Annotated in this window: 21 protein-coding genes; 2 read left to right on the top strand and 19 right to left on the bottom strand. The window is 38.5% G+C overall.

Annotated elements, in window-relative coordinates:
* Positions 1 to 194 precede the first annotated feature (194 nt).
* From H4J52_RS07195 to H4J52_RS07175, 5 genes are all read right to left on the bottom strand, one after another.
* Positions 195 to 740: a DUF7010 family protein gene (locus tag H4J52_RS07195; RefSeq protein ID WP_182224427.1), complete on the bottom strand. Its 546-nt coding sequence runs from the start codon at positions 738 to 740 to the stop codon at positions 195 to 197.
* Between the two features lie 133 nt (positions 741 to 873).
* Positions 874 to 1,521, bottom strand: coding sequence for a hypothetical protein (locus H4J52_RS07190; RefSeq protein WP_182224426.1), 648 nt, complete (start codon positions 1,519 to 1,521; stop codon positions 874 to 876).
* A gap of 110 nt (positions 1,522 to 1,631) precedes the next feature.
* Positions 1,632 to 2,258, bottom strand: coding sequence for a hypothetical protein (locus H4J52_RS07185; protein WP_182224425.1), 627 nt, complete (start codon positions 2,256 to 2,258; stop codon positions 1,632 to 1,634).
* Between the two features lie 138 nt (positions 2,259 to 2,396).
* Complete coding sequence (locus H4J52_RS07180) at positions 2,397 to 2,600, bottom strand: hypothetical protein (RefSeq protein WP_182131499.1); 204 nt, start codon at positions 2,598 to 2,600, stop codon at positions 2,397 to 2,399.
* Positions 2,601 to 2,721: 121 nt separating this feature from the next.
* A complete protein-coding gene (locus tag H4J52_RS07175) occupies positions 2,722 to 3,420 on the bottom strand; it encodes an FRG domain-containing protein (RefSeq protein ID WP_182224424.1) in 699 nt (232 codons plus the stop codon).
* Positions 3,421 to 3,655: 235 nt separating this feature from the next.
* On the opposite strand from H4J52_RS07175, the gene H4J52_RS07170 reads away from it, so the two are divergent.
* Positions 3,656 to 4,627 (top strand): integron integrase, encoded by a 972-nt coding sequence (locus H4J52_RS07170; protein WP_182181173.1) that lies wholly within the window; start codon positions 3,656 to 3,658, stop codon positions 4,625 to 4,627.
* Positions 4,628 to 4,767: 140 nt separating this feature from the next.
* On the opposite strand, the gene H4J52_RS07165 is transcribed toward H4J52_RS07170, so the two are convergent.
* Complete coding sequence (locus H4J52_RS07165; RefSeq protein WP_182224423.1) at positions 4,768 to 5,739, bottom strand: NAD(P)H-quinone oxidoreductase; 972 nt, start codon at positions 5,737 to 5,739, stop codon at positions 4,768 to 4,770.
* Between the two features lie 42 nt (positions 5,740 to 5,781).
* Positions 5,782 to 6,051 (bottom strand): acylphosphatase, encoded by a 270-nt coding sequence (locus H4J52_RS07160; protein WP_182181175.1) that lies wholly within the window; start codon positions 6,049 to 6,051, stop codon positions 5,782 to 5,784.
* Between the two features lie 112 nt (positions 6,052 to 6,163).
* Here H4J52_RS07160 and H4J52_RS07155 point away from each other — a divergent pair, with 112 nt between their 5' ends.
* A complete protein-coding gene (locus H4J52_RS07155; protein ID WP_182181176.1) occupies positions 6,164 to 7,354 on the top strand; it encodes a class I SAM-dependent methyltransferase in 1,191 nt (396 codons plus the stop codon).
* A 71-nt stretch (positions 7,355 to 7,425) separates the two neighbouring features.
* On the opposite strand, the gene H4J52_RS07150 is transcribed toward H4J52_RS07155, so the two are convergent.
* From H4J52_RS07150 to recC, 12 genes are all read right to left on the bottom strand, one after another.
* A complete protein-coding gene (locus H4J52_RS07150) occupies positions 7,426 to 7,725 on the bottom strand; it encodes a PilZ domain-containing protein (RefSeq protein ID WP_182181177.1) in 300 nt (99 codons plus the stop codon).
* Positions 7,726 to 7,827: 102 nt separating this feature from the next.
* Positions 7,828 to 11,856 carry an ATP-dependent RNA helicase HrpA gene (hrpA, locus tag H4J52_RS07145; RefSeq protein WP_220461072.1) on the bottom strand — a complete coding sequence of 1,343 codons (4,029 nt, stop codon included), beginning with the start codon at positions 11,854 to 11,856 and terminating at the stop codon, positions 7,828 to 7,830.
* Positions 11,857 to 11,962: 106 nt separating this feature from the next.
* Positions 11,963 to 12,376 carry a CBS domain-containing protein gene (locus H4J52_RS07140; protein WP_182181178.1) on the bottom strand — a complete coding sequence of 138 codons (414 nt, stop codon included), beginning with the start codon at positions 12,374 to 12,376 and terminating at the stop codon, positions 11,963 to 11,965.
* A gap of 179 nt (positions 12,377 to 12,555) precedes the next feature.
* A complete protein-coding gene (locus tag H4J52_RS07135) occupies positions 12,556 to 13,395 on the bottom strand; it encodes a hypothetical protein (protein WP_182224422.1) in 840 nt (279 codons plus the stop codon).
* Between the two features lie 21 nt (positions 13,396 to 13,416).
* Positions 13,417 to 13,575, bottom strand: coding sequence for a DUF2986 domain-containing protein (locus H4J52_RS07130; RefSeq protein ID WP_182224421.1), 159 nt, complete (start codon positions 13,573 to 13,575; stop codon positions 13,417 to 13,419).
* A gap of 70 nt (positions 13,576 to 13,645) precedes the next feature.
* Entirely contained in the window at positions 13,646 to 13,918 is a 273-nt protein-coding gene (locus H4J52_RS07125) for a DUF5062 family protein (RefSeq protein ID WP_182224420.1), read from the bottom strand.
* A 10-nt stretch (positions 13,919 to 13,928) separates the two neighbouring features.
* Positions 13,929 to 14,114, bottom strand: coding sequence for a hypothetical protein (locus H4J52_RS19955; RefSeq protein ID WP_259367833.1), 186 nt, complete (start codon positions 14,112 to 14,114; stop codon positions 13,929 to 13,931).
* 40 nt (positions 14,115 to 14,154) lie between these two features.
* The gene (locus H4J52_RS19950; protein WP_259367832.1) at positions 14,155 to 14,310 is read right to left on the bottom strand and encodes a hypothetical protein; all 156 of its coding nucleotides are present in this window, start codon (positions 14,308 to 14,310) and stop codon (positions 14,155 to 14,157) included.
* 39 nt (positions 14,311 to 14,349) lie between these two features.
* Positions 14,350 to 14,904 (bottom strand): DUF3087 family protein, encoded by a 555-nt coding sequence (locus H4J52_RS07115; RefSeq protein WP_182224419.1) that lies wholly within the window; start codon positions 14,902 to 14,904, stop codon positions 14,350 to 14,352.
* 81 nt (positions 14,905 to 14,985) lie between these two features.
* Positions 14,986 to 16,947, bottom strand: coding sequence for an exodeoxyribonuclease V subunit alpha (gene recD / locus H4J52_RS07110; protein ID WP_182224418.1), 1,962 nt, complete (start codon positions 16,945 to 16,947; stop codon positions 14,986 to 14,988).
* A 1-nt stretch (position 16,948) separates the two neighbouring features.
* Complete coding sequence (gene recB / locus H4J52_RS07105) at positions 16,949 to 20,557, bottom strand: exodeoxyribonuclease V subunit beta (RefSeq protein ID WP_182224417.1); 3,609 nt, start codon at positions 20,555 to 20,557, stop codon at positions 16,949 to 16,951.
* On the bottom strand, positions 20,554 to 24,027 hold the full coding sequence (gene recC, locus H4J52_RS07100) for an exodeoxyribonuclease V subunit gamma (RefSeq protein WP_259367831.1): 3,474 nt from the start codon (positions 24,025 to 24,027) through the stop codon (positions 20,554 to 20,556). The genes recB and recC overlap by 4 nt, the downstream gene beginning before the upstream one ends.
* Positions 24,028 to 24,039 lie beyond the last annotated feature (12 nt).

Raw genomic sequence — 24,039 nt, 5'->3', positions numbered from 1 at the left:
CATGATACGCGTATATTTACTATGTTTATGAGTAATAACTCCAGATAACACAGCTATTAATATCAATTCAATAATCAAGACTCACAAACCTATAGTGCTACATAACGCCCCATTAAGAGGCAAATAATAGTTGGCTAAAACAAGCGACGAAGGAGCAAATAGCCAACTGTTATTTGTCCTGCTTGAATGGCTTGTTATGCGGTTTTTAACACCAAACCTTTTGATTTATTGAGAATGACTAAAGAGAATATAATCTCTGTTAAGCCACCAATAAAAGCGCCGATTATGAAATTAGCACCTAATAATATGCAAAACATACCTGATAACATTAATACACCACCTAAAACCCAATAAATTTTTGCACCATATAAAGTATTAAAAATTAAGTATCGGACACCAATCGCCATGAGCATTATTGGATAAAACCACTCTACGTGTAGTTTTGCTACATAGAAAGCCAAGAACAAACCGACAAATAAAATAACAGTGCTTTCTAAAGCAAGCTTACCTAGAGGGTTTTTAGGGTTATGATTCCCTGGACGCTTAAGTGATTTTGCTAACAGCATAGCCAACGGGTGTATAAACATCCCACCAATAAAAAGAGTAAGCATGCTCGCTTGATTCGATTGAAGTATTGCGACTAAGCCTGCCAGACTCCACACCATCCCTGAAACCAGAACACCAGCTCCGCCTCCAAAGTATGAAAAATCCATATCCTTTTGTGCTTCTTCAAACTTCATAGTTACTCCGTAATATTGCCTGAACCGCATAACGCCCCATTAAGAGGCAAATAATGGTTGGCTAAAATAAGCGACGAAGGAGCAAATAGCCAACTGTTATTTGTCCTGCTTGAATGGCTTGTTAGGCTTACATTCACAACGATAGATAATATTCTGCATAAAAGCTTTGCATAAAACTTAGTGCTTGCTCTTCTGTCCAGTTGTATTTACCACCCATTAAATTTTTAAGCTCATCTTGAAATTTTTTAGTTTCTTTGAACGTTTGGAATTTTCGGTGTTTATATTTTTCAAACTCCGATGCAGCCAAATCAAGATGCTCAATAACTACCCCATTTTTTATCCGTAATACAATGTAGTTTTCATAGGTTGAACCGTAGCCCATGTGAACATAGTTTGTTATTTCACCATAAGGTACTATTAATGCTCCACTGTACCAAGCAGCTAGAATTTCATTTTTATTTGGAAATACACTTTTTAAAATGCTTACGTTATCGTACCCATACTCTTCAGTTTCAGAGGAAACACTAATTGTCATATCTGTTAAAAGTAAATTGCCTGCCTCGACTTTCCAAGCTGCCAGATAACCTCTCCAATTTGCAGATGAAATGGAAGCATTTTCTGGTTTTTCCCATTTGATCTCTGCCAGATATTTTTCCAATGGATTTGTGTTTAAACGATATTTAACATCATTAATTTCGATAGCATCGGGGATTTGAGCTGTAGCGAAACAACCAAATGAAATAACACTAATTAATATTGCACCTATAATACGAAATTTCACGCACACTCCTTGGTAAGCCTAACGCCCTATTAAGGGGCAAATTGCAGTTGGCTAAAATGTGAAGCGGAGCGGAACTAGCCAACTGTTATTTGTCCCACTTGAATAGCTTGTTAGGTGATTTTATTTGACACCATATCCAAAACTTTTTCTGCTAATGGTGTGAAATGGTATGCTCCAATATCTGACATTAATCCCTCAGCGTCACTGCGCGCAAGTAACCCTAAACTAATTAAGCCGTTAGCGCATTCACCATCTTGTGTGAACTTATCAATATTATAAAAACCATCTGTTTTATGATCATTAAACAGGATTTTTTGTCCGTGACATTCGATAAGAAATATAAGTTCACTGACTGAAATATTATCGAATGCCCTACCTAATACTGTTGCGTGGTGCATATCTAGTGTTTCTAACAACGGCGTATTATATATAGCATCTTTAAGATACTTAATTTTTTCGTCATTCGGTGTATTTAAAATTGTAACAACAATATTATTAATTAATTGATACTGTGAATCAGTTAGTGATTCATTAAATTTTTCTATTGATGATAATCTAGAATCAATTTCTGAAATTGCAGCCTCAACTCTAACTTTGTGTCTTCCGCTAGCTAACGTTGATGTTAATACTGGTATCAAAGCGGCAACAGGACCAGCTAAAACAGCAGCCAAAGCTGTGACGCCTGCGTTGACAGGTAAACTCCCTGAGATTTTTTCAAGTCCAGATGCTTGCTTCATACTCTAATCACCTAACGCCCAATTAAGCGGCGCGAAATAGCTGGCTAAAATTGCGAGGAACGAAGCTAGCCAACTGTTTAGCGTCCGTCTTGAATTGCTTGTTATGTGTACGGATACCAAGCTTTCGATATTTGCTTCTTAAGCTTTTACCAAGTGACTTAAATCTTTATGAACATTTTCATCAGCCGCCAATGGAGCGTTTGATAAACAAACGTAAATATCCCCGCGTTCAGAATTTAGCTTCCAAGTAGAAAACTGATCCATATCTGTAACGGCGTGACGTTTAATGAGAGTTAACATTTGCGAGAACTCTTTTTCGCTTAACTTTTGATTAGTTTCCATAACCTTCCAGTGTGCTATTCACAGGTACACATAACGCCTCACTAAGAGGCAAATAATAGTTGGTTAAAATTAGCGACGAAGGAGCAAAAACCAACTGTTATTTGTCCTTTTGAGTGACTTGTTAAGTTTCGTCTTCTCCGAGCCCACCGTCCCAGAAATCTCTATTTTCAGAGTACCAATTTACGTGTTTAGATAAACCGTCTAGATCAGGAAACACATTTGCACTATTAATACCGTAATGATTTAAATCAAAAAGTAAATCACGTACATAGCTTTTGGAAATGATGATTAATTCTAGTTCATCTTTTTTATCAAGACTTTTGTTAAGTGGAATAGTTGGATCACTATGCACCGTAAATACACCACCTTGCCTTGTTATTCTTGGCACGACTCCTTTAGGTTTAAATAAAGACACACCTTTATAAGTTTTCGGTTTAGTTTTTTCGGCTATTAAATACCAATTGGGTTTATAACAATAAATATGAGCATCAGTATCATGCTCATGTGTTGAAGCAAAATATGCGGCAATGAGTGGATTATAACTCCAATCCAGTAATCGAGTTGCTAACCCGTGGTGCTGTGCGATAGCAATCCAATCCCAATCATTATCTGGAACTGAATTTAAAAATTCGACTGCACGCCTTTTCCAAGAGTCTAAGATATTTAAATCATCTGAGTCCGAATATGGAAGTCTCCCAGCTTTTGGTGATAACTCCCAACTTGGATCTACATGACCTCGAAAAACCCACTTGTTCGATTTCTTAAATCTCTGCAGGACAGTATGCAATTCACCAAAAGAATTTACCCGATGCTCTCTCATAGCTTTCCTAGAAACTTAACAGCTTATTAGACCGAAAAACTAAGCAATGTATAACACTTAGTATTCCTTATTTATTTACAGTTATAACCATCATACTTGATAACATAATAACAACACTAACATTTTATTATTATTAAATATTTCAAAAGGGGCAACACCGAATCTTTCGATATATTGGTAAAAGAACCGAACACCAGCTAAGCTGTATATAACAACAGTAAGTGGATTTCATATTATGGATGCTAAATCGCCTTTTTTAATGAGTATCGAAGAGCATATGCGCAACTTAAGATATGCAAAAAGAACAATAGAAACCTATATTCATTGGATAAAATATTTTATAAATTACTCAAATAAAACTCACCCCGCACTCATGGGGGATATCGAAGTTGAGAGATTTCTCAGTTTTTTAGTTAATCAACAAAACGTTTCAACAGCTACCCAGTCACTTGCACTTAATGCATTAGCTTTTTTATACAAAGAAATTTTAAAAAGCGAATTAAGTTTAAAGCTAAACTTTAACTTAAGTCGCCGGCCTAGAAAGTTACCTGATGTGCTTACACCTACAGAAGTAATGAAACTTCTATCAAAAATACCCTTACAACATCATTTATTAGTAAGCCTACTATATGGTAGTGGTTTAAGGCTAATGGAGGCTATTCGCTTAAGAGTACAAGATATAGACTTCAATTATCACTGTATTGCAGTTTGGAACGGTAAAGGGAACAAACATCGTCGAGTTACCCTCGCCACTGAGCTTATACCTGAACTGTACCTCCAAATTCAAAGGACTAAAAAATATCATACTAGCGATATAGAAAATATCGACTATAAAGGTGTCTGGATACCAAATGCTCTTAATCGCAAATACCCTAATGCCGCCAAAGAATTCAAGTGGCAATATTTATTTCCTTCGGCTCGATTAAGTATTGAACCAGAATACAAGTATATTCGTCGGCATCACCTCAATGAAAGTAGTATTCAAAAGTCAGTCAAAAAAGCAGCAAACCAATTGAATGTAAATAAGGTAATAACTTGTCATACTTTACGACATTCATTTGCTACACATTTATTGCAAAGAGGGGCTGATATAAGAACAGTTCAAGAACAACTAGGGCACAGCGATTTACGTACAACCCAAATTTATACCCATGTACTTGAGCACGGCGCTAATGGTGTTCGAAGCCCTTTATCTGATTTATTATAAGATGAGTATTTTTTTAATTTACTTTAAATGAGCATTATCTTCTACCCATACGAATAGTGTTTTCACGTCTTTATAGTTAAATAAACTATCTTTATTATGATCAAGTTATCAGAAAAATATTCTTTTTGGCCTTTACGCTGTTAACTCACCATTAATACTAATTTACCAACATTGCTATTCTCCAACATCTGTTGATGGGCTTTATCGGCATTTTGCCATTGGTAACATGTATCAATAACTGGCAATAACTGTCCTGCACTGAATAACTCACCAAAGTCTTCTTTAAACTTAACAACTAACTCAGCCTTATAATCATAATCTCTATTTCTTAAGGTTGAAGCACTGAATTTAATTCGCTTTGAGAGCATCATACCCATATCAACTTTTTCACAATAGCGGCCCCGTATAATTGATAATAAAACAATCTGTCCGTCAATTGCTGCAACCTGTATATTTTTTTGTAAATAGTCACCTCCCACCAAATCTACAATCACATTAAAACCATCATGAGTGTAGTCTTTTTGCCATTGCTCAAAAGCGGCTTGATGATAATTAATGGCAATATCAGCACCCAGTGTTAAGCACGCTTGACACTTTTCTTCACTACCTGCAGTAACAACAACGAAACAGTCACTCGCTTTGGCAAGTTGAATAGCAGCACAGCCAACACCACTGGCACCAGCATGTATCAACACTGATTGTTTAGGTTGCAACTGAGCAATTGAGAATAGACTTTGGTAGGCTGTTAGAAACGTTTCTGCGCAAGCCGCACCTTGTTCAAAAGTAAAGGTAGCAGGCAGATAAAATAACTGGCTAGACTTTATAACAACATATTCTGCGTAACCTCCACCAGCAACCAAACCGAATACGTTATCATTCACTTTCCATTGATGCACGCCACTGCCACAAACAACAATTTCACCACAAACCTCAAGACCTAAAATAGATGACTCACCTTGAGGCGCAGGGTACTTTCCTTGACGCTGTAAAATATCTGCGCGGTTTACACCGATTGCTTTTACTTTGATTAAACATTCATCTGCTGAAACTTCAGGTAATATCGTTTCAGCAAATAAGAGTTGTTGCTCGTGGGTAACAGAAATATACTTCAAATAAACCTCTACGTTGTTAAGCGCTTATTACTTTACGATTCACTAGCTAATCGCAAAAAAGTGATGTGGTTGCCATTTTACCTGTTTTTTTTCTAAACTCGCGACTTCAGCTTCTGGCGGTCCATGTGATAGCCATGCTAACATTTTATCAACGTCTTCTTCTTCACCACTCATTAAAACTTCTACATCTCCGTCATCTAAATTTTTTGCATAGCCACTTAAACCATGATCAATAGCCACTTGTTGGCTAGACGCTCTAAAATAAACACCCTGAACTTTTCCACTAATATGGGCGATATAACTTACATTCATATTTGCTGTTCCTTAACGTAGTCTGAAATAACTTAATTTGAAGATTGCGCCAGAGCTTTGCATTGACTACACTCTGCGCAATTTCATTTTCCAATTTATTAAGTATAGTCACATGTCAGCAAGAATTTATTTAAAAGTAAGCCGAGACAAGTCTTTATTAAGAAAACATCCTTGGATATTTTCTCAAGCGATCAATAAAATCAAGGGAAACCCAATGTTGGGCGACACCGTAGATGTTTTTGATCACCGGGAAAAATGGCTTGCTCGCGGTGCCTATTCACCAGAATCACAAATTCGCGTCAGAGTGTGGAGCTTTAACGAAAGCGAAGAAATTAATAGCGAATTTTTTCGTAATAAATTATTAAGCGCTCAATCTAGACGTGAATGGTTTATTGAACAAGGTGGCTTAACCGGTTACCGTTTAATTGCCGGTGAATCTGATGGTTTACCCGGTATTACTATTGATAAATACGACAACCTAATTGTTTGCCAATTACTCAGTGCAGGTGCTGACTTTCAACGTTATACCCTCGTTGAAGTCATTAAAGAGCTTTACCCTGAATGTAGTATCTATGAACGTTCTGATGTTGATGTACGTAAAAAAGAAGGTTTAGAGCCCGTTACAGGCTGGTTAACTGCCCCCCTTGAGTCAACAGCATGCATTATTAAAGAGCATGGCTTGTCAATTAATGTTGATATTGCCAAGGGTCATAAAACAGGTTTTTATTTAGATCAACGTGACTCGCGAGTAACTGCCGGTCGGTATGCTAAGAATAAATCAGTGCTTAATTGTTTTTCTTATACGGGTACATTTGCCTTACATTGTGCGGCAAATGATGCCAAAGAGGTTATTAACGTTGATGTTTCTCAATCAGCACTCGATTTAGCCCAAGAAAACATTGTGCTTAATAATCTTCAAGACAAGAATGTTTCTTTTGTTAAAGCGGATGTGTTTAAGTTACTCAGACAATACCGTGAAGAAAAACGTCAGTTTGATATGATCATTTTAGACCCACCAAAGTTTGTTGAATCTAAAGCGCAATTAACGGGTGCTTGTCGTGGTTATAAAGACATCAACATGTTAGCGATGCAATTGCTCAAGCCAAATGGCATATTACTGACCTTTTCGTGTTCAGGTTTAATGGAGGCAAGTCTATTTCAAAAGGTGGTGGCTGATGCTGCGCTTGATGCCCGCCGTGAAGTGCACTTTGTTGAACGCTTGCAGCAAGCAGGCGATCATCCTATTTCAAGTAATTATCCAGAAGGCTATTATTTGAAAGGCTTAGTTTGTCAAGTGAGTTAACTTTTTACGTTATAATACAACTAAAAAACGAGCGAATTACGCTCGTTTTTTAGTTATTACACGGCTAATTGCTAATCTATTTCTGCAATATTAATCCCAATTAAAAAGCACTCATCACCTTCTTCGGTGACTCGTACTATTTTTCCCAAAACTTCAAGCGGTTGAACATTACTACTCGCAGAGCCCACGCTAACTTTAACATGGGTATTCAACTCTAATGGGTGGGTCATCTCAATGGCTATACCCGTAGCACTTAAATCACGACAAGTCGCCAATATTTGGCTATTCGCTTCATCATCGATAATGGTTACAGTTACATCACTATTTAACATCATCCGATAGAAGTCTCGTTTATCATCAAAGTTAACCATTACTACTCCCTATTGTTATTTGAATTTATTTACTGACTCTTTTATACCCATTGCCGTGTTTACTGTCAAATTTTCATGGTTGAAATTGTTGATAAAACCCGCTTAATTTGCTGAAATTTCTTTCAAATGATTTAAAATTCGCTTTGCTGAAACCGGATAAGCTGTTTTTAAGTTTTGTGCAAAGACTGAGACACGAAATTCTTCCATCATCCAACGAACGGCTAAAATTTCCTCCGCAACCGGTTTACTTTTATTTTGTTTAGCAAGTAACGCGAGATAAACATCATTGACTTTCGCAACCTCTAGCATTTTTAATCGGTCTTGGTGTGGATCAACAGGCAGCTTTTCCATGCGTCTTAACATCGCTTGTAAGTAACGAGCAATATCATCTAATCGTTGATGGCCAGAAGCTGTAACGAACCCTTTAAAAACAAGTAAACTCAGTTGTTCTTTAATGTCGGCTTGTGCTTGAATAACCTCTAAAGACATTCGGCCCTTTAATTTTTTACCTATTTCATGGGTTAACGTTAATACTTTTTCTACTTTTAAAGCAGATGCGAGCACACAGTCAGCCAATTCGGCGCGGACATGGTCTTTTGCTTTTTCAAAGTCATTTTGGTTACGCGGAATTTCGCCATGCTCTTTCACCAAGTGCTGACATGCGGCGACAATACAGTCGTCTAATAAATCAGGTATTGAACCAAACGGATTGAAATATAAACTTAGTTTCGCTTTATTGGGTAACTTCTGTTGTAAATATTTCACCGGAGAAGGAATATTCAACAAGATCAGTCGACTTACACCATTAATCATCGCTTGCTCAGCTAAACTTTCTTGCTCAAATAACTCAATAGCCACCGTTTTATTTTTATCAACCAAAGCGGGAAAGGCTTTAATGGTAATATTGGCAATATTTTTCTCATAGCCTTTGGGGATATCGTTGAAATCCCAAGTGGTAATTTGTGCTCGCTCTATTCCTTTATCCGCCACTTTTTTAATTGATGCTTTTACTTTTCCTTGTAAAGATGCTTTTAACGGCTCGAGCTTGCGGCTCTGATTAATGAGCTGCCCTTTTTCGTCAATCACTTTAAAGTTCATCGTTAAGTGAATAGGCAATTCAACATCTTGCCAAATATCTTCGGGTAAACGTACACCGGTCATTCTTAATAAATGTTTTTCAATAGCATCGGTTAGTTTTCCGTCAAACTCACTAATGGCTGATAAACAAGCTTCGGCGTAATTAGGTGCAGGCACAAAATTTCGGCGTAATGACTTTGGTAACCCTTTGATCAACCCAATAATAAGTTCTAAACGTAGTGCTGGAATTAACCAATCAAAATCACGGTCTTCAATCTGATTCAAAATTCCAACAGGAATATGCAAACTAATGCCGTCGTCAATATCACCTGGGGTAAAATGATAACTCAGTGGCAAGGTCAAATTACCTTGTTGCCAAACATCAGGATAATCATTAGCAGATAATTTTTTAGAGGTTTCGTTTAGTAAGAAGGCTTCTGTAAAACTCAGACGTTGAGGATCGCTTTGTTTAGATTTTTTCCACCAAGACAAAAAGCTACGTTGACAAACAATGGTTTCAGGGAGTTTTTCATCATAAAACTCAACCAAGCGCTCTTCATCAACTAAAAAGTCTTTACGACGCGCTTTTTGCTCTAGCTTTTCAATGCTGGCAACTAATTGATGGTTTTGTTGATAGAATTTTTCATTTATTGTGCTATCGCCATTAACCAAGGCTTCACGAATAAAAATTTCTCGACAGGTATGTGGCTCAATATGGTTAAAGTTTATTTTCCTTTTTGCAACGATGGTTAAGCCATATAAAATAACGTTCTCGAACGCCATTACTGCGCCCTGCTTTTTCTCCCAATGCGGCTCGCTATAATTTCGCTTAATTAAATGTGTCGCTAATGGCTCTATCCACTGTGGTTCTATTTTTGCCACCATGCGCGCAAATAATCGGCTTGTTTCAACCAACTCTGTTGCCATGATCCACTTAGGCGATTTCTTCGCCACACCCGATCCTGGAAAAATAAAGAATCGGCTATTACGCGCGCCTTTATATTCTCTATTTTCGTCAAGTTGCCCTAAATGGCTAAGCAAGCCAGAGAGTATCGCTTGATGAAGAATGTCATTATTATTATTTTCTGTGGGCGCTTCGTTTTTGCCCGCGTCATTGTTATGAGCATCAAGTAACGGTGGCGTATATTCAATACGACTCATTGGGATACTTAAATCACGCAATGAATGTTTGAGCTGACTAAAAATATCTTGCCATTCACGAATACGCATATAAGCTAAAAACTCTTTTTTACACATATTTCGAAATTGGTTATTGGTCAGAGCTTTTTGCTGCTGTTCAATGTAATGCCACAAATTAAGTAAACTAATAAAGTCAGATTCTTTGTCTTTAAAGCGATTATGCTTTTCGTCGGCCGCTTGTTGCTTTTCATGTGGACGTTCACGTGGGTCTTGAATACTGACCGCACTGACAATAATAAATATTTGCTCGATACAGCCTAAATCAATCGCTGACAAAATCATTTTTGATAAGCGTGGGTCTGTTGGAAACTTTGCTAACATGCGCCCCGCTTTAGTTAAGACAATTTTATTTGGTTGTTTCTCAATCGCGGCTAATTCTTCCAGTAAAGAAACACCGTCATTAATATTGCGGTTGTCTGGTGGTTGTACGAAGGGAAAGTCGCTTATTTCACCTAAATCAAGCGCCAGCATTTGTAAGATAACGGTGGCAAGATTGGTACGTAATATTTCTGGGTCGGTAAACTCAGGGCGTCCCAGAAAATCATCTTCACTGTATAAACGTAAACAAACACCAGCAGAAACACGCCCACAACGCCCTGCTCTTTGATTAGCACTAGCTTGTGATATAGCTTCAATAGGCAGTCGCTGTACCTTAGTGCGGTAACTATAACGAGAAATACGCGCAGTACCGGGATCAATAACGTATTTAATACCAGGTACCGTTAAGCTGGTTTCAGCAACGTTAGTGGCAAGCACAATATTACGTCCGCTGTGAGGTTGAAATATTCTATTTTGCTCTTGCACTGTTAATCGTGAATACAGAGGCAGCACTTGAGTATGACGTAAATTCGCTTTTTCTAATGCTAAAGCTGCGTCACGTATTTCTCGCTCACCGTTGAGAAAAATAAGAATATCGCCCTGGCTAATATGACCCAGTTCGTCAACCGCTTGTAAGATACCACTGATGATATCATTGCTGTTCACTTCTTCCGTTTCATCATTATTATCAGCATTAAGCGGACGATAAAGTATTTCAACGGGAAAGGTACGCCCTGATACTTCAATAATAGGCGCAGGTTTTCCTGAGGCTGAAGCAAAATGCTTTGAAAATCGTTCAGGGTCAATCGTTGCCGAGGTAATAATGATTTTTAAATCAGGGCGTTTCGGTAGTATTTCTCGCAAGTAACCCAGTAAAAAATCTATATTTAAACTGCGTTCATGGGCTTCATCAATAATTAACGTATCATATTTTCTCAGTAAACGGTCATGCTGCATTTCAGCCAGTAAAATACCGTCAGTCATTAATTTGATATAGCTTTTATCGCTGACTAAATCATTAAAACGGACTTTATAACCGACTGCGTCGCCTAACTTAGTCGATAACTCATCCGCAATACGCGTTGCAACAGTACGGGCAGCAATACGACGAGGCTGGGTATGGCCAATCATTCCATCAATACCACGCCCTAAAGCCAGACATATCTTCGGAATTTGTGTGGTTTTACCCGAACCCGTTTCACCCGCGATAATAACCACTTGGTTTTCCATAATGGTCTTAGCGATAAGATCAGCATTTTGTGAAACCGGTAAACTTTCTGGATAAGTTATTTTAGGCACACTTTGAATTTTAAGCTGCTTTTTCTGAATCGACTCATCAATATGGGCGGAAATTTGCTTAAGTGTTTTTTGCTGCTTCTCAAAATCAGTGGCTTTTTTACTCGACATCAAACGTTTTTTGAAACGAAATTGGTCAGACTTTAGACACAATTGAAGGCGGCTAAAAAGCTTATCAATATTAATAGCTTGATTGGGCTGAGACTCAGGTGAGGTAGTGATAGATTTTTCAGAAGACAAGATGAACTCAAACAAAAAAGGCAAAAGGGAATTTTACCAGCTTTATTAAGTCTGTACCACTTCAATCAAGTGGTACAAATAGACAGTGTAAAATTAACTCAGCTGACTAAGGTTTAAAGGTACTGCGGGTATATCTGTCAATACCGTATAGAACATCATTACGACATATAGTACCCAGTAAAATACCATCTTCGTCTACCACAGGATAAACTTTAGGTTTATTCTGTAACATGCTTTGCGCAAGTTCTATGACACTGTCAGAGGGTTTAACTGATAATACTTCTTTGCGCATCAACGCGGCAACATCACTCACATGTTCATTATGATAAATCGTCTGTAGCATTGTTGCTAAAACATCACTTTCAGAGAGAAAACCAATAACACGATTTTTACCATCGATCACTGGACCACCTATTTGTTTTGTTTTTAAAAAGCGCAATGCAGCCTCTTCCACCACCATTTCAGCAGTAAACGTAACGGGATAATGGTTCATATAATCTTTTACCTCTATGCTTTCCATAAACGCCCCTCAATAATTAAAATTTAAATGCCATGCGATAAAAATAACTGTAGTCGCTTTTATTCAATAAATCATGAATTTAGTAAAAATAAATCATTTAATGATTGAGTGCTTATTTTATAGACAATACGAAGTAAATAGCCTGGTTTATCAGGCTTTATTAAAGATTCTATCGTGCGTTAGAGTAGAGACAGTAAAACGGGATCGGCAGAATTTTTTAAGGTGTTTGATAATGCATGGTATGAAAGCGAAAATTGTTTACGTAAATGTGATTTTAGATGAGGTTTAACCACTTTAGGCTTTATCACTTTTAATAAACAAAATAACGCTAAAGCATGCAATGTTTCATTTTCTGGTAATGCGGATTGGCGATTAGCATTAGGGTTATTACACGAACCACAGCCCCCTTTAAATTGATAAGCGGTGTTGCTAAATATAACGCCAAACCCCATAAAACAAGCGATAATATCAACCGCTTGTGGAATGTATTCTTCTCCGCCTGGAGGTAAACTTCGTTGTTGAACAATCAGTATATTGGCAAGATTCTGCACAATAGAAGAAATAAGGTCTTGCGGTTGGTTGACTTGGTTTGCGCGATAAGAAAGCATGATTGGCTGTTGTTGCAGCTTTTCGCTATCCTCATCGTTCAATTTGTCAAAAGGTGTGTTATCACCTCGGCAATGGTCAACCATGTTAAACGGTGGAATGATTATTTGTTGACTGCCAGCAAAAAATCGCTCTGGAGTAACCAAAAGGATAGGCCACTCTTGCATGCCAGCATATTGGGTTGTTTGCTTAAAAATACTCAGCGCCATTTCATGCACACTGCTGACACTGCCCTGATAAAATTGATTATTAGGGAGCACAAGCTGACTGTTATTTTTAAATTCTAACACATCAAAATGGCTAAGCGCCCAAGAAAAGGTATCGAGGATCCATTGATGACTATCGGCATCAATAACATCGCTTATTTCAAGTTGGCTAGACGGTTTAGTGAGCGCTAATAATTTGGCTAACATAACAAATAATGACTCACTGCGTTACTGGGCATCGGTTAACTGAGCAGACACTTCTTTTTCTTCAAGAAGTGCTCGTTCAGCTTTTGAAATATAACGAGGCTTATTACTGGTGTGCAATTTAGCATTCGCTTTTTTTTGCTTACTTTTTAATGTGGCGTTGATTTTTTTCTTACGATTCATTTTACTTTCTACATTTTTAATTTATAAATAGCTAACTAAGTGAATAATGACCTACAGACAAACAAGGTCTTTATGGTTTAAGTAACGGATGGTCTTCAGGTAACTGCTTTGCTATCCACATCGCTAATCGGTGTTTCATACTTTGTAAATCTTCACCGTCGGCAGGTGATGCTTGAATAAGTTTGTCGTTAACTAATAAACGGTACAAGCTTTCAACTTTATCTTTTGAAGCATTCGTTGCAGAGAAACCGTTATAACCACGGTTCATTGCATATTTTTCACCAACTTCAATCGCTTTTTTTAATAAAGCGGTTTCATTTTTCATTTTTTTAGTTTTTTTCATGGGACTTCTTTTATTGTGACTTCATATCAAAGTAAAAGGCATTTAACTTATTGCCATCAAGGTCGCGAAAATATCCAGCGTAAAAACCATCAAGACCGCGAGGTCCAGGTTTGCCTTCACACGTGGCTCCAAGTTCGAGCGCTTTTGTATAGAAAGCATCAACCTTGCCTGTTGAATCTAAAACGATTGCGACCATTACACCGTTGCCAACTGTTGCCGGTTGTTCATTAAAAGGTTTAGCGACGCACAGCCCTGCTTGCTATGGTCTTAGTCCAAGCGACAAACTGGTCTGTTGCTAAAAAGCGCTCTGCGCCAATTGAAGGGAACAGCTCATCATAAAATACCACGGCTTTTGCTAAATCATTTGTTCCTAAGGTGACGTAATCAATCATAATAATCCCCTTTGTTAAAAATGTTAAGTTAACGTTTTATTATTTATAGCTTGAAAGTAACACCTTCGTAAACTGCTCGGTACTAATTTCTTTGCCATGTTCAATAATTAACTGGTCAAGAAGCACAATATCAGCTTCTAACGACGACATGGTAAGGGTATTGTCGTCTAGGTTATAAAGCTGCTTTAAACTCGCATAATAAAATTTTAAAACAATTAACGCTTTTTCATCACCGTTAACACTCGCTTGCTTAATCTTTTTTAAGCGACGATAAATAATATTTTGAATTTGCTTGAGTTGCCAAACATAATAAATTTCATTAAAAAATGGTGTGTTTTTTAATTGTTGTAGTATTGCTGCACACGCCAGTAATGCGAAAATAACGCCTAAAAAGTTATAGCGAAAATTACTCCCTTGGTCAGCTGAAGCTGTCGTGGTGTTAGCGAGCATATCAAGGGCTAATGGATCCGAGAATATAGTAATCAATATTGCACCAAAGGCAATGGCTAATATCGCTAAGGTAATAATGAAGCCAACAATCACTTGATTAAGTTTGCTACGATACGTTTTTTTATTTATGTCTTTTAACGTCATGCTACCACTTATTTAATGGGGTCACTGAAATTCAAGCGACATTCTAACGTAATTTCTCTGAGGAAACCGCTTTCCATCGCTTTATTTTTTATAAAGGTCGACACCTGAATAGCGAGTCGTTTTTGTGGTTACTCCCTGTCGCCAAACATTCGCTAAGGCGGCGACACTAAGCTTTTGCTTGGCGCGGGTGATCGCGGTATACATTAATTCTCTTGAAAGCAGTTTATTGTCTGTTTGGTCTGGTAATACCATCACCACATGTTCAAATTCACTGCCTTGTGTTTTATGAATAGTCATGGCATAAACGGTTTCATGTTGGGGCAAACGTGCTGGGTTAACCCATTTATATTCATTATTGGCTTGTTCAAAAACAGCCATTAAATGCCCTGCGTCATTCTTCCACAATAAGCCAATATCGCCGTTATATAAACCTAGGGCATAATTATTAACATTTATCATAATGGGTTGACCACAATAACGGGTGTCAAATGCGTTTATATGCCCGTGTTTAACTAATATATGTTGTACTTGCTCGTTTAACGACTCTACCCCTTGTTCACCAACACGCGTCGCACATAAAATACGAAACTGTTGTAATTGTTTAAAAGCTGCTGAGACCGTTTTTTGTGCAAAAATAGGAACATAATAACGTTGTACTAAGTCAGCCAACCATTCACTTGGCTTTCCGGCAAGCAAGCGTAAAGTACTCTGGTGTTGAAACGTGTTTTCGTTATCATCATCACCGACTAATAACGGTTCATTTAATAACTGCCAACTTTCGTTAAAACGGCCATTAATAACATGACCCGCTATTTTTCCTATGCCTCCTTCACCATCGAAACGTCTACTTTTTTCAAGAAACACCACGTGGTCAGCGGGCAACGTTACGCCTAAAGATTTAGGCGATTTTTTCCACAGGGGTAAGTTAGGGAAGTCGGTAGTTTCTGATAAATACTGTTGATTTTCGCAACTATAGCCTCGGTGTGGCTTAGGGGCTAAATCATTAAGCACACTGCCTGCAGCAACCGATGGCAATTGGTCTGCATCCCCTAAAAGTATCACTTGGCAGTGATTTGGCAGTGCTCTAAAAACACGGACCATTAAGGCTAAGTCAACCATTGAAACTTCATCAATCAACAGAACATCAATATTAAGTAAATTGTCTTGGTGGTGACGAAAATTAACACTATTAGGAATAACACCTAAAAGACGATGGAGTGTTTGTGCCTCATGGGGAATTTTCGCTAAAACCTGCTCGCTAATTTGACCTTTAAAACCATGTAAAGCATTAGTGACTGACTCTGACAAACGCTGGGCCGCCTTTCCGGTTGGTGCAACTAAAGCTATCTTTATTTCTTTATTAATATGCTTATTTGGCGTTAATTGAACAGATGAATTTAACATCACCAAAGCAGCTAACAACTTGGTCACCGTATAGGTTTTTCCAGTGCCCGGACCGCCCGCGATAATGCTAAATTTTTTGTTAATCGCATTGGCCACAGCTACTTTTTGCCAGTCTATATCATCATTACTCTGCTCTAACGTTTCTGCTGGGAATAATACCGCTAAGCAGTTTTTAATGTCAGCTGGGTCAAAGGCTTGTAGGTTTACATCGTGGTGTTGGGCATTTTTAGCTGAAATAAACTGTAATAGTGCTTGTTCAAAGTGGTAATAACGACGCAAATACAACTTATTATCATGAAAAACAATCGCTTGGTTGTCCTCGGCAGTAATAGATAATTGCTGGCATAACGCAACCAAATCGGGTGCATTGTTAAAAGTAAAACCATGATGGGTAACGATGCCTTGTTTATCGCAACTATAACCAAAGCGACTATTAGCCAGTGTGGTGATAGGCAAACAGCTATGACCTGCTCTAAGGCTTTCACTGAGCGCGATAAGCAAATGAAAAATTTGTTGATTATTATTTGTATCGTTTTTAGCAAGACTTTGTTGAATTTCTTTCGCAAAAAAGTAGTCAACCGCTTCAATGTTATTAAGTTGCTCTTGAGCATAATGAAATTGCTTATATGGCGCGGTCATTTTATGTTTCTCCTAGAAACAATTGGTCTAGTGCTTCAAGTTCTTCAACGCCAATATTTCGATAATACACACCACAATTTTTATGTTGCTCTTCATCTGTCATTCCACGTAAATACAGATAGTAAGCACCGCCAAAATGTGTGTTTACGTCATAATTTTCGAGGCTATAACTTAAATAACGATGTAGGGCTAAAGCATAAATAAGGTACTGTAAGTCATAGTGATTTTTTTCAATATTGTCTTTCATGGCTTGTTGACTGTAGTCACTAAAGTCATGACCTAAGTGGCTTGACTTATAATCACAGATATAATATTTATTGTTGTGCTCAAAAATCAAATCAATAAAGCCATGCATCATACCTTTTAGCTGTTGATATGCCGGCAAACGTACCGTTGATTGCTGAGATGATTTACTGTGCATATTGCGATGTTTAGACAATATATGGGTTAATTTTTCAGTACTCGCTGAACACATTGGGTAATAAAATTCACTTTCTCGTAGCGTTTGTTGTTGTTGTAAATCACCTAAACTAAAAACCTCTGCGCCCCCTATAGGAAAACGATCACTCGAAGACTCAGTATGAGCTTCGACATCATCCGCTCGATCACAGTTTAGTGGTGCGTTGATCATTTGTTCAAGCCAAAGTTGCAGATCTTCTGCCTGGTAACCCGGCGTTAATTCACCATACTTTTGTAACGGCCAATGCATAGCCTCTTGCCAGTCAGGCGCATTAAAATTTGTGTGCTCTAAAATATCATGTAATAAATTGCCGGTATGAGCGCCCTTTGCTAAATTAAAGCGCAATAAACGACTGGCTTGAGGCGCACTTGACTGCAGTTCACCACTTGCCACTTTCTCCAGTGAATTGTCACGATCAGGTGAAGATACTCCGCCGTGGCGTAAATTTCGGCTTAATGCTGAAAATGAACTTAGCCACCAATCACGTTCTATTTTGCCGTTAAAATGCGCAACTTCACCGCTAATATGGCTAATTTCAGATAGCGGGGCTTCTTGTGCAATAAGTTCGCTCGCATTTTCAACGCTAGAAAGTCGCACTAAACTTATGCTGTTGGGTTCATCATTTGCCAACCGTAATAAGTTTTCTTCGATATCTTGTTCTGCTTGCCATTTTAAGGCACTGCCAAGAGGAGAATGTTGTGCTTTATCAAAGCTTGCCGTTAATATATAACAGCGCCTTTCTGCACGGGTTACCGCAACATACAATAAACGAATAGCTTCTGCGTATGCTTCATTAGCCATTGACGCCTTAGCATGTTCTGAGCCGTCTAAGCTTAATTTTAACTCTAGATTGTCGTCATGGTATTCAATAAAAGTAACAGCGCTTACACCAAACTTAAGTGGATCTTTATGTCTTGTTGCAAACGGCACAAACACTACGGGATACTCTAAACCTTTTGAACCATGCTGAGTAATAATACGTATTAAATTGTCGTCACTTTCTAAACGTAATTCAGCTTCAATTTCAGGATCGTCGACGCGGCTTTGTTGTTCAAGCCAATACAATAATTCTTGCGGTTGGCGGTGTCGTTGACTGGCCGTTTGCAGTATTTCAAATAAATGCAATAAATTGGTCAAAATACGATCTTGGTTTTCATCTGATATACAGAAATGGTCATGCATTAATTTTAATGCCATCGAAATAAAACCTTTATACAGCCATTCATTGCGCAGTTGTTCAAAGTCAAATTTCAAGGCTTGCCAAGCGAGTTCATCCGCTTGTAATTCACGGTATGCTTTAGGATGATAATTGAGTAAATCACAAGCAATTGCGGCACTGAAATAACGTTCGTTCTCAACAAACAAGATGCCTTTAAGTAACTGTATTAATTGATGTGTTTGTTCGCTTTTCATCAAGTTAGCGCGATTACTCATAAAGACTGACGCTAAGTTGGCATTTTCTAAGGCTTGCTTAATATCTCTGGCCTCAGCGCCATCACGCACGAGAATAGCAATATCTTTCGAGGTTAATTGCTCACAACTTTCTGTGGCAGAGGTACTCAGTAAACGAATAATTTCGTTAGCACACCACGTGGCCATAACCGGGCGAAAACTTTGCGCGACCGATTTCTTTGCTTCTTCATCAACAAAGTGAATAAACTGTAAGGCGTTGTCTGCACTAGCGTGATATTTTTTAAGCGCTGGTGGCGAAGCCTTCACGGGAATATAAGGAATGTCGTAACCAAAAACATGACTATTTCCCTCTATAACGTCTACGGTTTCTTTAATGGCTTCACCATAAAACAAACGGTTATAACCGGTGATCATAGCAGGCGTAGAACGCCAGTTAGTATCCATTAGCCATTGATAATCACAATCTTTACGCGCTGATAAATAAGCAAAAACATCACCACCACGAAATCCATAAATCGCTTGTTTAGGATCTCCAATCATATACAAAGCAGCTTGATTTTGATGATAATAAATAGCTTCAAGTATCGAAAATTGTAAGGGATCGGTATCTTGAAATTCGTCGACTAATGCCACGGGATATTGTTCAAATAACGTTTGCGCCAGTATTTGCGCGTTGCTATTCTTTGCTTGTAAACAATGGGCAAGTGTCGAAATAAGATCGTCAAAACTTAATATATTGGCATTATTTTTTTGTTCTTCAATACGGATACGTATTTGATAAATACCTTGGCGGACAATTACGAGTGCTTTCGCTTTTTCAATTTTCTTAGCTAACGATTTTAATTCAGCTTTAACGGTTTTTACTGGTTCAAATACCGCTAACAGTTCAACTTTACCCGCCGAGCGAGCGTAACGTTTACCGTCAATAAAAGCGTCAGGCATTTTTTCATTACCCACGCTAATATCATCAACCAAGCGATGTAACCATTGTACTAACGCATCAAGTTCTTGCTGGCGTTTCTCCCTTTCTGCGCCTTTTTTAACATCGATAAGATACTGAGTCAGTAGCGGTACGTTACTTTCTAAGTTATCAAGCGCTTGCTGAGTTAATTCGGTAAATTGTTGCTCTATCTCATCAACGTTAACAACATCAAGCGTATTTTGTTTGCTAATAGCTTTTGAAAATTGACTGAGAAAACTGAGCGGATTTTGCCAGAACTGCATCACTTGCGTAAACTGCTCGGGGCTATCTTTGGCTAACACTCGATACCAATCTTGGCAAGCTTGTAACACTAAGTCTTGGCAACTGGTTTCCATTTGTGCATTAAAAGCGACACCGCTGGCAAAAGCGTGCTGGCTTAATACGCGCTTACAAAACCCATGAATAGTGAATATAGCGGCTTCATCAAGATATAACAGTGCTTGGCGTAAGCGTATTTTTGCCGATTTTTCATCAATATGTGTACTGATCGACTTAAAGAACTCATCTTCAACAATGAGTGCATCCCACTCGCTTAATGCCTGTCGAATAAAGTTGTCAATACGCCCACGTAATTCTTCAGTCGCATCTTTTGTGAAGGTCATGACCAATATTTGTTCAACAGGTAATTGCTTTTCGAGTAATAATCGTAAATATAAACGGGTGATATTAAAGGTTTTACCGGTGCCCGCACTCGCTTCAATGAGATGTTTTCCTACCAGAGGGATTTCGTGAGCAATGAGATTATTCATCTTCATTTTATTTGCTCCTGAGCTTGCCACATCGGTTGATAAAGTGCCGTAAACGTTGGCTGATGCTCAGAAAACTCAGGACATTGTTGCCAGAAGTAATGCATGTAAGGGTCTTGTCCTAAGGGTTTGATCACGCTGAGCATGCTGCTATTGTCTGACCATATTTTTTCAAAGTGGCTTTGTTGAAAGGCTTTCGCTTTAAAGAACTTTTCGACTAATTCGGTGTTAAGCAGTAAAGCTTGCTGCTGCCCTTTGAGATAAGTTTCAACAATAAAAGCTAAATGCGCCTGAGCATTGTCTACTTGGCTAAAGCGGTATTGGGTTGGTTTTTGACTTTTTGTATCAAAGTAAAAACCTTTGGTTATTTTTACCTGCGCGAGCATGCTTTGCTCTTGTGTAAGATTAGCGGTATTCAATGTCGCTGCATGGTCTTGCCAACATTGAAGAATGAGTTGATGCAAATAAAGACCAAATAAGTCTTTACCTTTTGCGGAAGAGCTTCGATAGAACATCAAACTATCTTCTTGGACAGGAAAATTGGCATCAAGAACAAAGTGGCTATTATTGGCAAGAACCAAGTCGAGCTCGGCATTAATAAAAGTAATTGGCGCGTTAGCTGTCGTTAGCTGACTTTCCGTGCGAATAAATTCACTAAAATTCTCACTGTCATCACGCCAGCGCTCTAAACTGTCATTTGTGCTGGGTAAATCTGGAAAAACGCCACTTACCCCTGCAGCACTCACCGCAGAAGTTATCTCTTGCTCGTTGCTACCCACTAAATAAAGCGCTAAAAGCTGCTGACGTAATAAGTAACTCTGCAAGAAGTTTTCACTAAATGGCTCAGTATCATCAAGCTGCGTCTCTCGAGGTTCAAAAAACAACTGTAAATGCCGTTGAGCAAAGGCCTTTGCGGGGTGCTGAAAAAAACGGATCAGTTCATTTATATCAACAACTTTAGTTTCGTTATCTGGTGTTATCTCAACCGGTAAAAGTAAGGTATCGGTTTGTGCTGATTTTTTAGCTGATTTAAGTTTCAGCCAATGAGGGTCGAAGCTTTTCAATTGCCCCAAATAGTTGTGCTCGCTGAAAGCTTGCATGGGTAATTGTTTAATATCTGAAGATCGATCATCACTATCGTTTTTTTCAATGACGCTGTCGCTATTATGCAGCTGCCAACCATAACTCGCTTCAAGGTATTCCATTAATTCTTTGAGAACTATTGACGGCTGTTTTTCATTATTATTACGAATGTTACGCCCTTGATAGCTTAAGTATAATGACTGGCGTGCTGATATTATCGCTTCTAAAAATAAGTATCTGTCGTCGCCACGGCGCGATCTATCACCCAATTCACTTTTGCTACTGGCCATAAGGTCAAAACCTAACGGTTGACGCTGTCGCGGAAATTCGCCGTCGTTCAAACCTAAAATGGCAATGACTTTAAAAGGAATACTGCGCATCGGTAACATGGAGCAAAAAGTAATTTGCCCAACCATAAACTGACGACCGGGATCTGGCTGACTAAAATGATTAGTAAGAAAGTCTCGTACGACACCTAAGCTGATTTTTTGCTGGTAATCAGCGTGTTGGCAATATTCAACCAACGCACCTATGGCTTGATCTATAACGTTAAAAGCGTTTTCATCGGTAACCTCGAACAGGCTATTTAACAGGGATAATAAAAATTGTTGCCACTTGCTTGCCGACTTTTCTTGAGCAAGGTGCTGGGAAAAATGCTGTAGTTGCTCGATGATCAGCATTAATTTACCCAATAAAATAGCGTCGTTTCCTTCAACATTAGGCAAATACAGTTGTTCGTCAACAAACATTGGGCTATCAGCAAAAGCAAAGCCGCGCATTAACCGTGATAAACCTTGTTGCCAAGTAAAGGCATTATTCACTTCTTTGCTGTGCAAAATCTGTTGTTTATGCTGTTGGTCAACACCCCAGTGCACGCAAGCTTGTTCGAGCCAAGCAGAAATTTTATCAAGCTCTTCAAGGCTCAGCGAAAACTTATTTTGTATTGCGGGTAAACGTAACATGCCGATAATTTGCGACACTTGAAAACGACTATCAGGCAAACTCAGTAATTGCGTAAAAGCGGCCACAATAGGTTCTGAGTCTTTACTAACTCTGTCGGCAATAGAACAAGGTAATGGCGGTATCTTGTCTGCTAGGTCTTGCCAACCCCGTGCGAAAACAGCACTGACATATGGGGCATATTGCTCAACTTGTGGACACATAACTAAGACATCTTTGGGTGTTAAGCTTTTATCGTCATTAAATTGGTGGAGCAGCCAATCGTGTAAGCCTTGTACTTCGCGTAATGCGCTATGAGCACTGGAAAAGACAATCGAGTTATCTTGCTGATTTTTAGGCGCATCTCTTGGATCGGTTAAGGTCAGAATATCTTGTTGAACTTGGTGTAATACCGATAAACTTTCTGCTTCATCACCCTTAACAATGGTATCAAAAACCTCAATATTTACGGTTGAATAGTCGTTAAGCAAGGCCATGAATTCACGCCCTTGTTGACCCAAATTAGCCAACAGCGGATTACCCACATTCACGGTAATATCGTCGTGGCCCTTAACCCATTTTGTTAATAGGTTAATCGCTTGCTTTTCTGATTGAATATCCCCCCAATAATCAAAACAAGGGTTGAGATGGAAAAAATGCACATCAAGATGTTCGCTTACCGCTTCGATGAAAGACAACCACATCGGTGCCATGGCATTAATCCCAAAAAAGGATAAGCGAGGTGGTAATAAATGCTTTTTCGTGGCTATATTTTCAATGGCTTTATTAACGAGCTCGAGTGGATCATAGCTTTGTTCTTCGGTTAACAATTGCCATAATTTTGCCTGCCATTTCTCTACTTCTACCGCTTGTTTTTGGTGAGCGAAACTTTTACTGGCTTTACCTTGGTGCCAATCATTGATCCATTGCGGTCTAAAAATTAAATATTGCTCATATAAATCGGCTAATTGGCACGCCAACTGATAACGTTTTAATGTTTGTTTATCACTAAATACGGTTGAGTAATCTTGCTCTTTTGTGACTGGAGACTCATTAATATTATCGCTTATATCAGCGTCTTCGGTGTCGGTAGATGTCCCTAGCCAGTATTGTGTTGCACTGGAAAAATCGGGGTCGTCGATAACAATTTTACTGCCAATAAGGGCATCTATTCGCCATGAAAGTACTTCACGAGAAAACGGTGACTGCTCTGGCACGTTATCGTCGCTAGCCATACTTCTAACAAGCTTCCACAAAAACTGCGAAGGTAACGCGTAACCAATATTCATACTAATACCGCGTTGCTGAGCTAACGACATGTTAAGCCAATGCTGCATACCGGCATTTTGCACAACAATCATTTCTTGGCTGAAGATAGGGAGTGGTGAAACCTGTTGGATTTTATCAAGAAGGGCTAATAAATTTTCCATTTTATTAGCCGGATAAAGATAGAACAATATGAAGACCTT

Source organism: Colwellia sp. MB02u-14, from assembly GCF_014076915.1.
Lineage (GTDB): Bacteria > Pseudomonadota > Gammaproteobacteria > Enterobacterales > Alteromonadaceae > Colwellia_A.
This window is presented reverse-complemented; position numbering and strand designations above follow the sequence as displayed.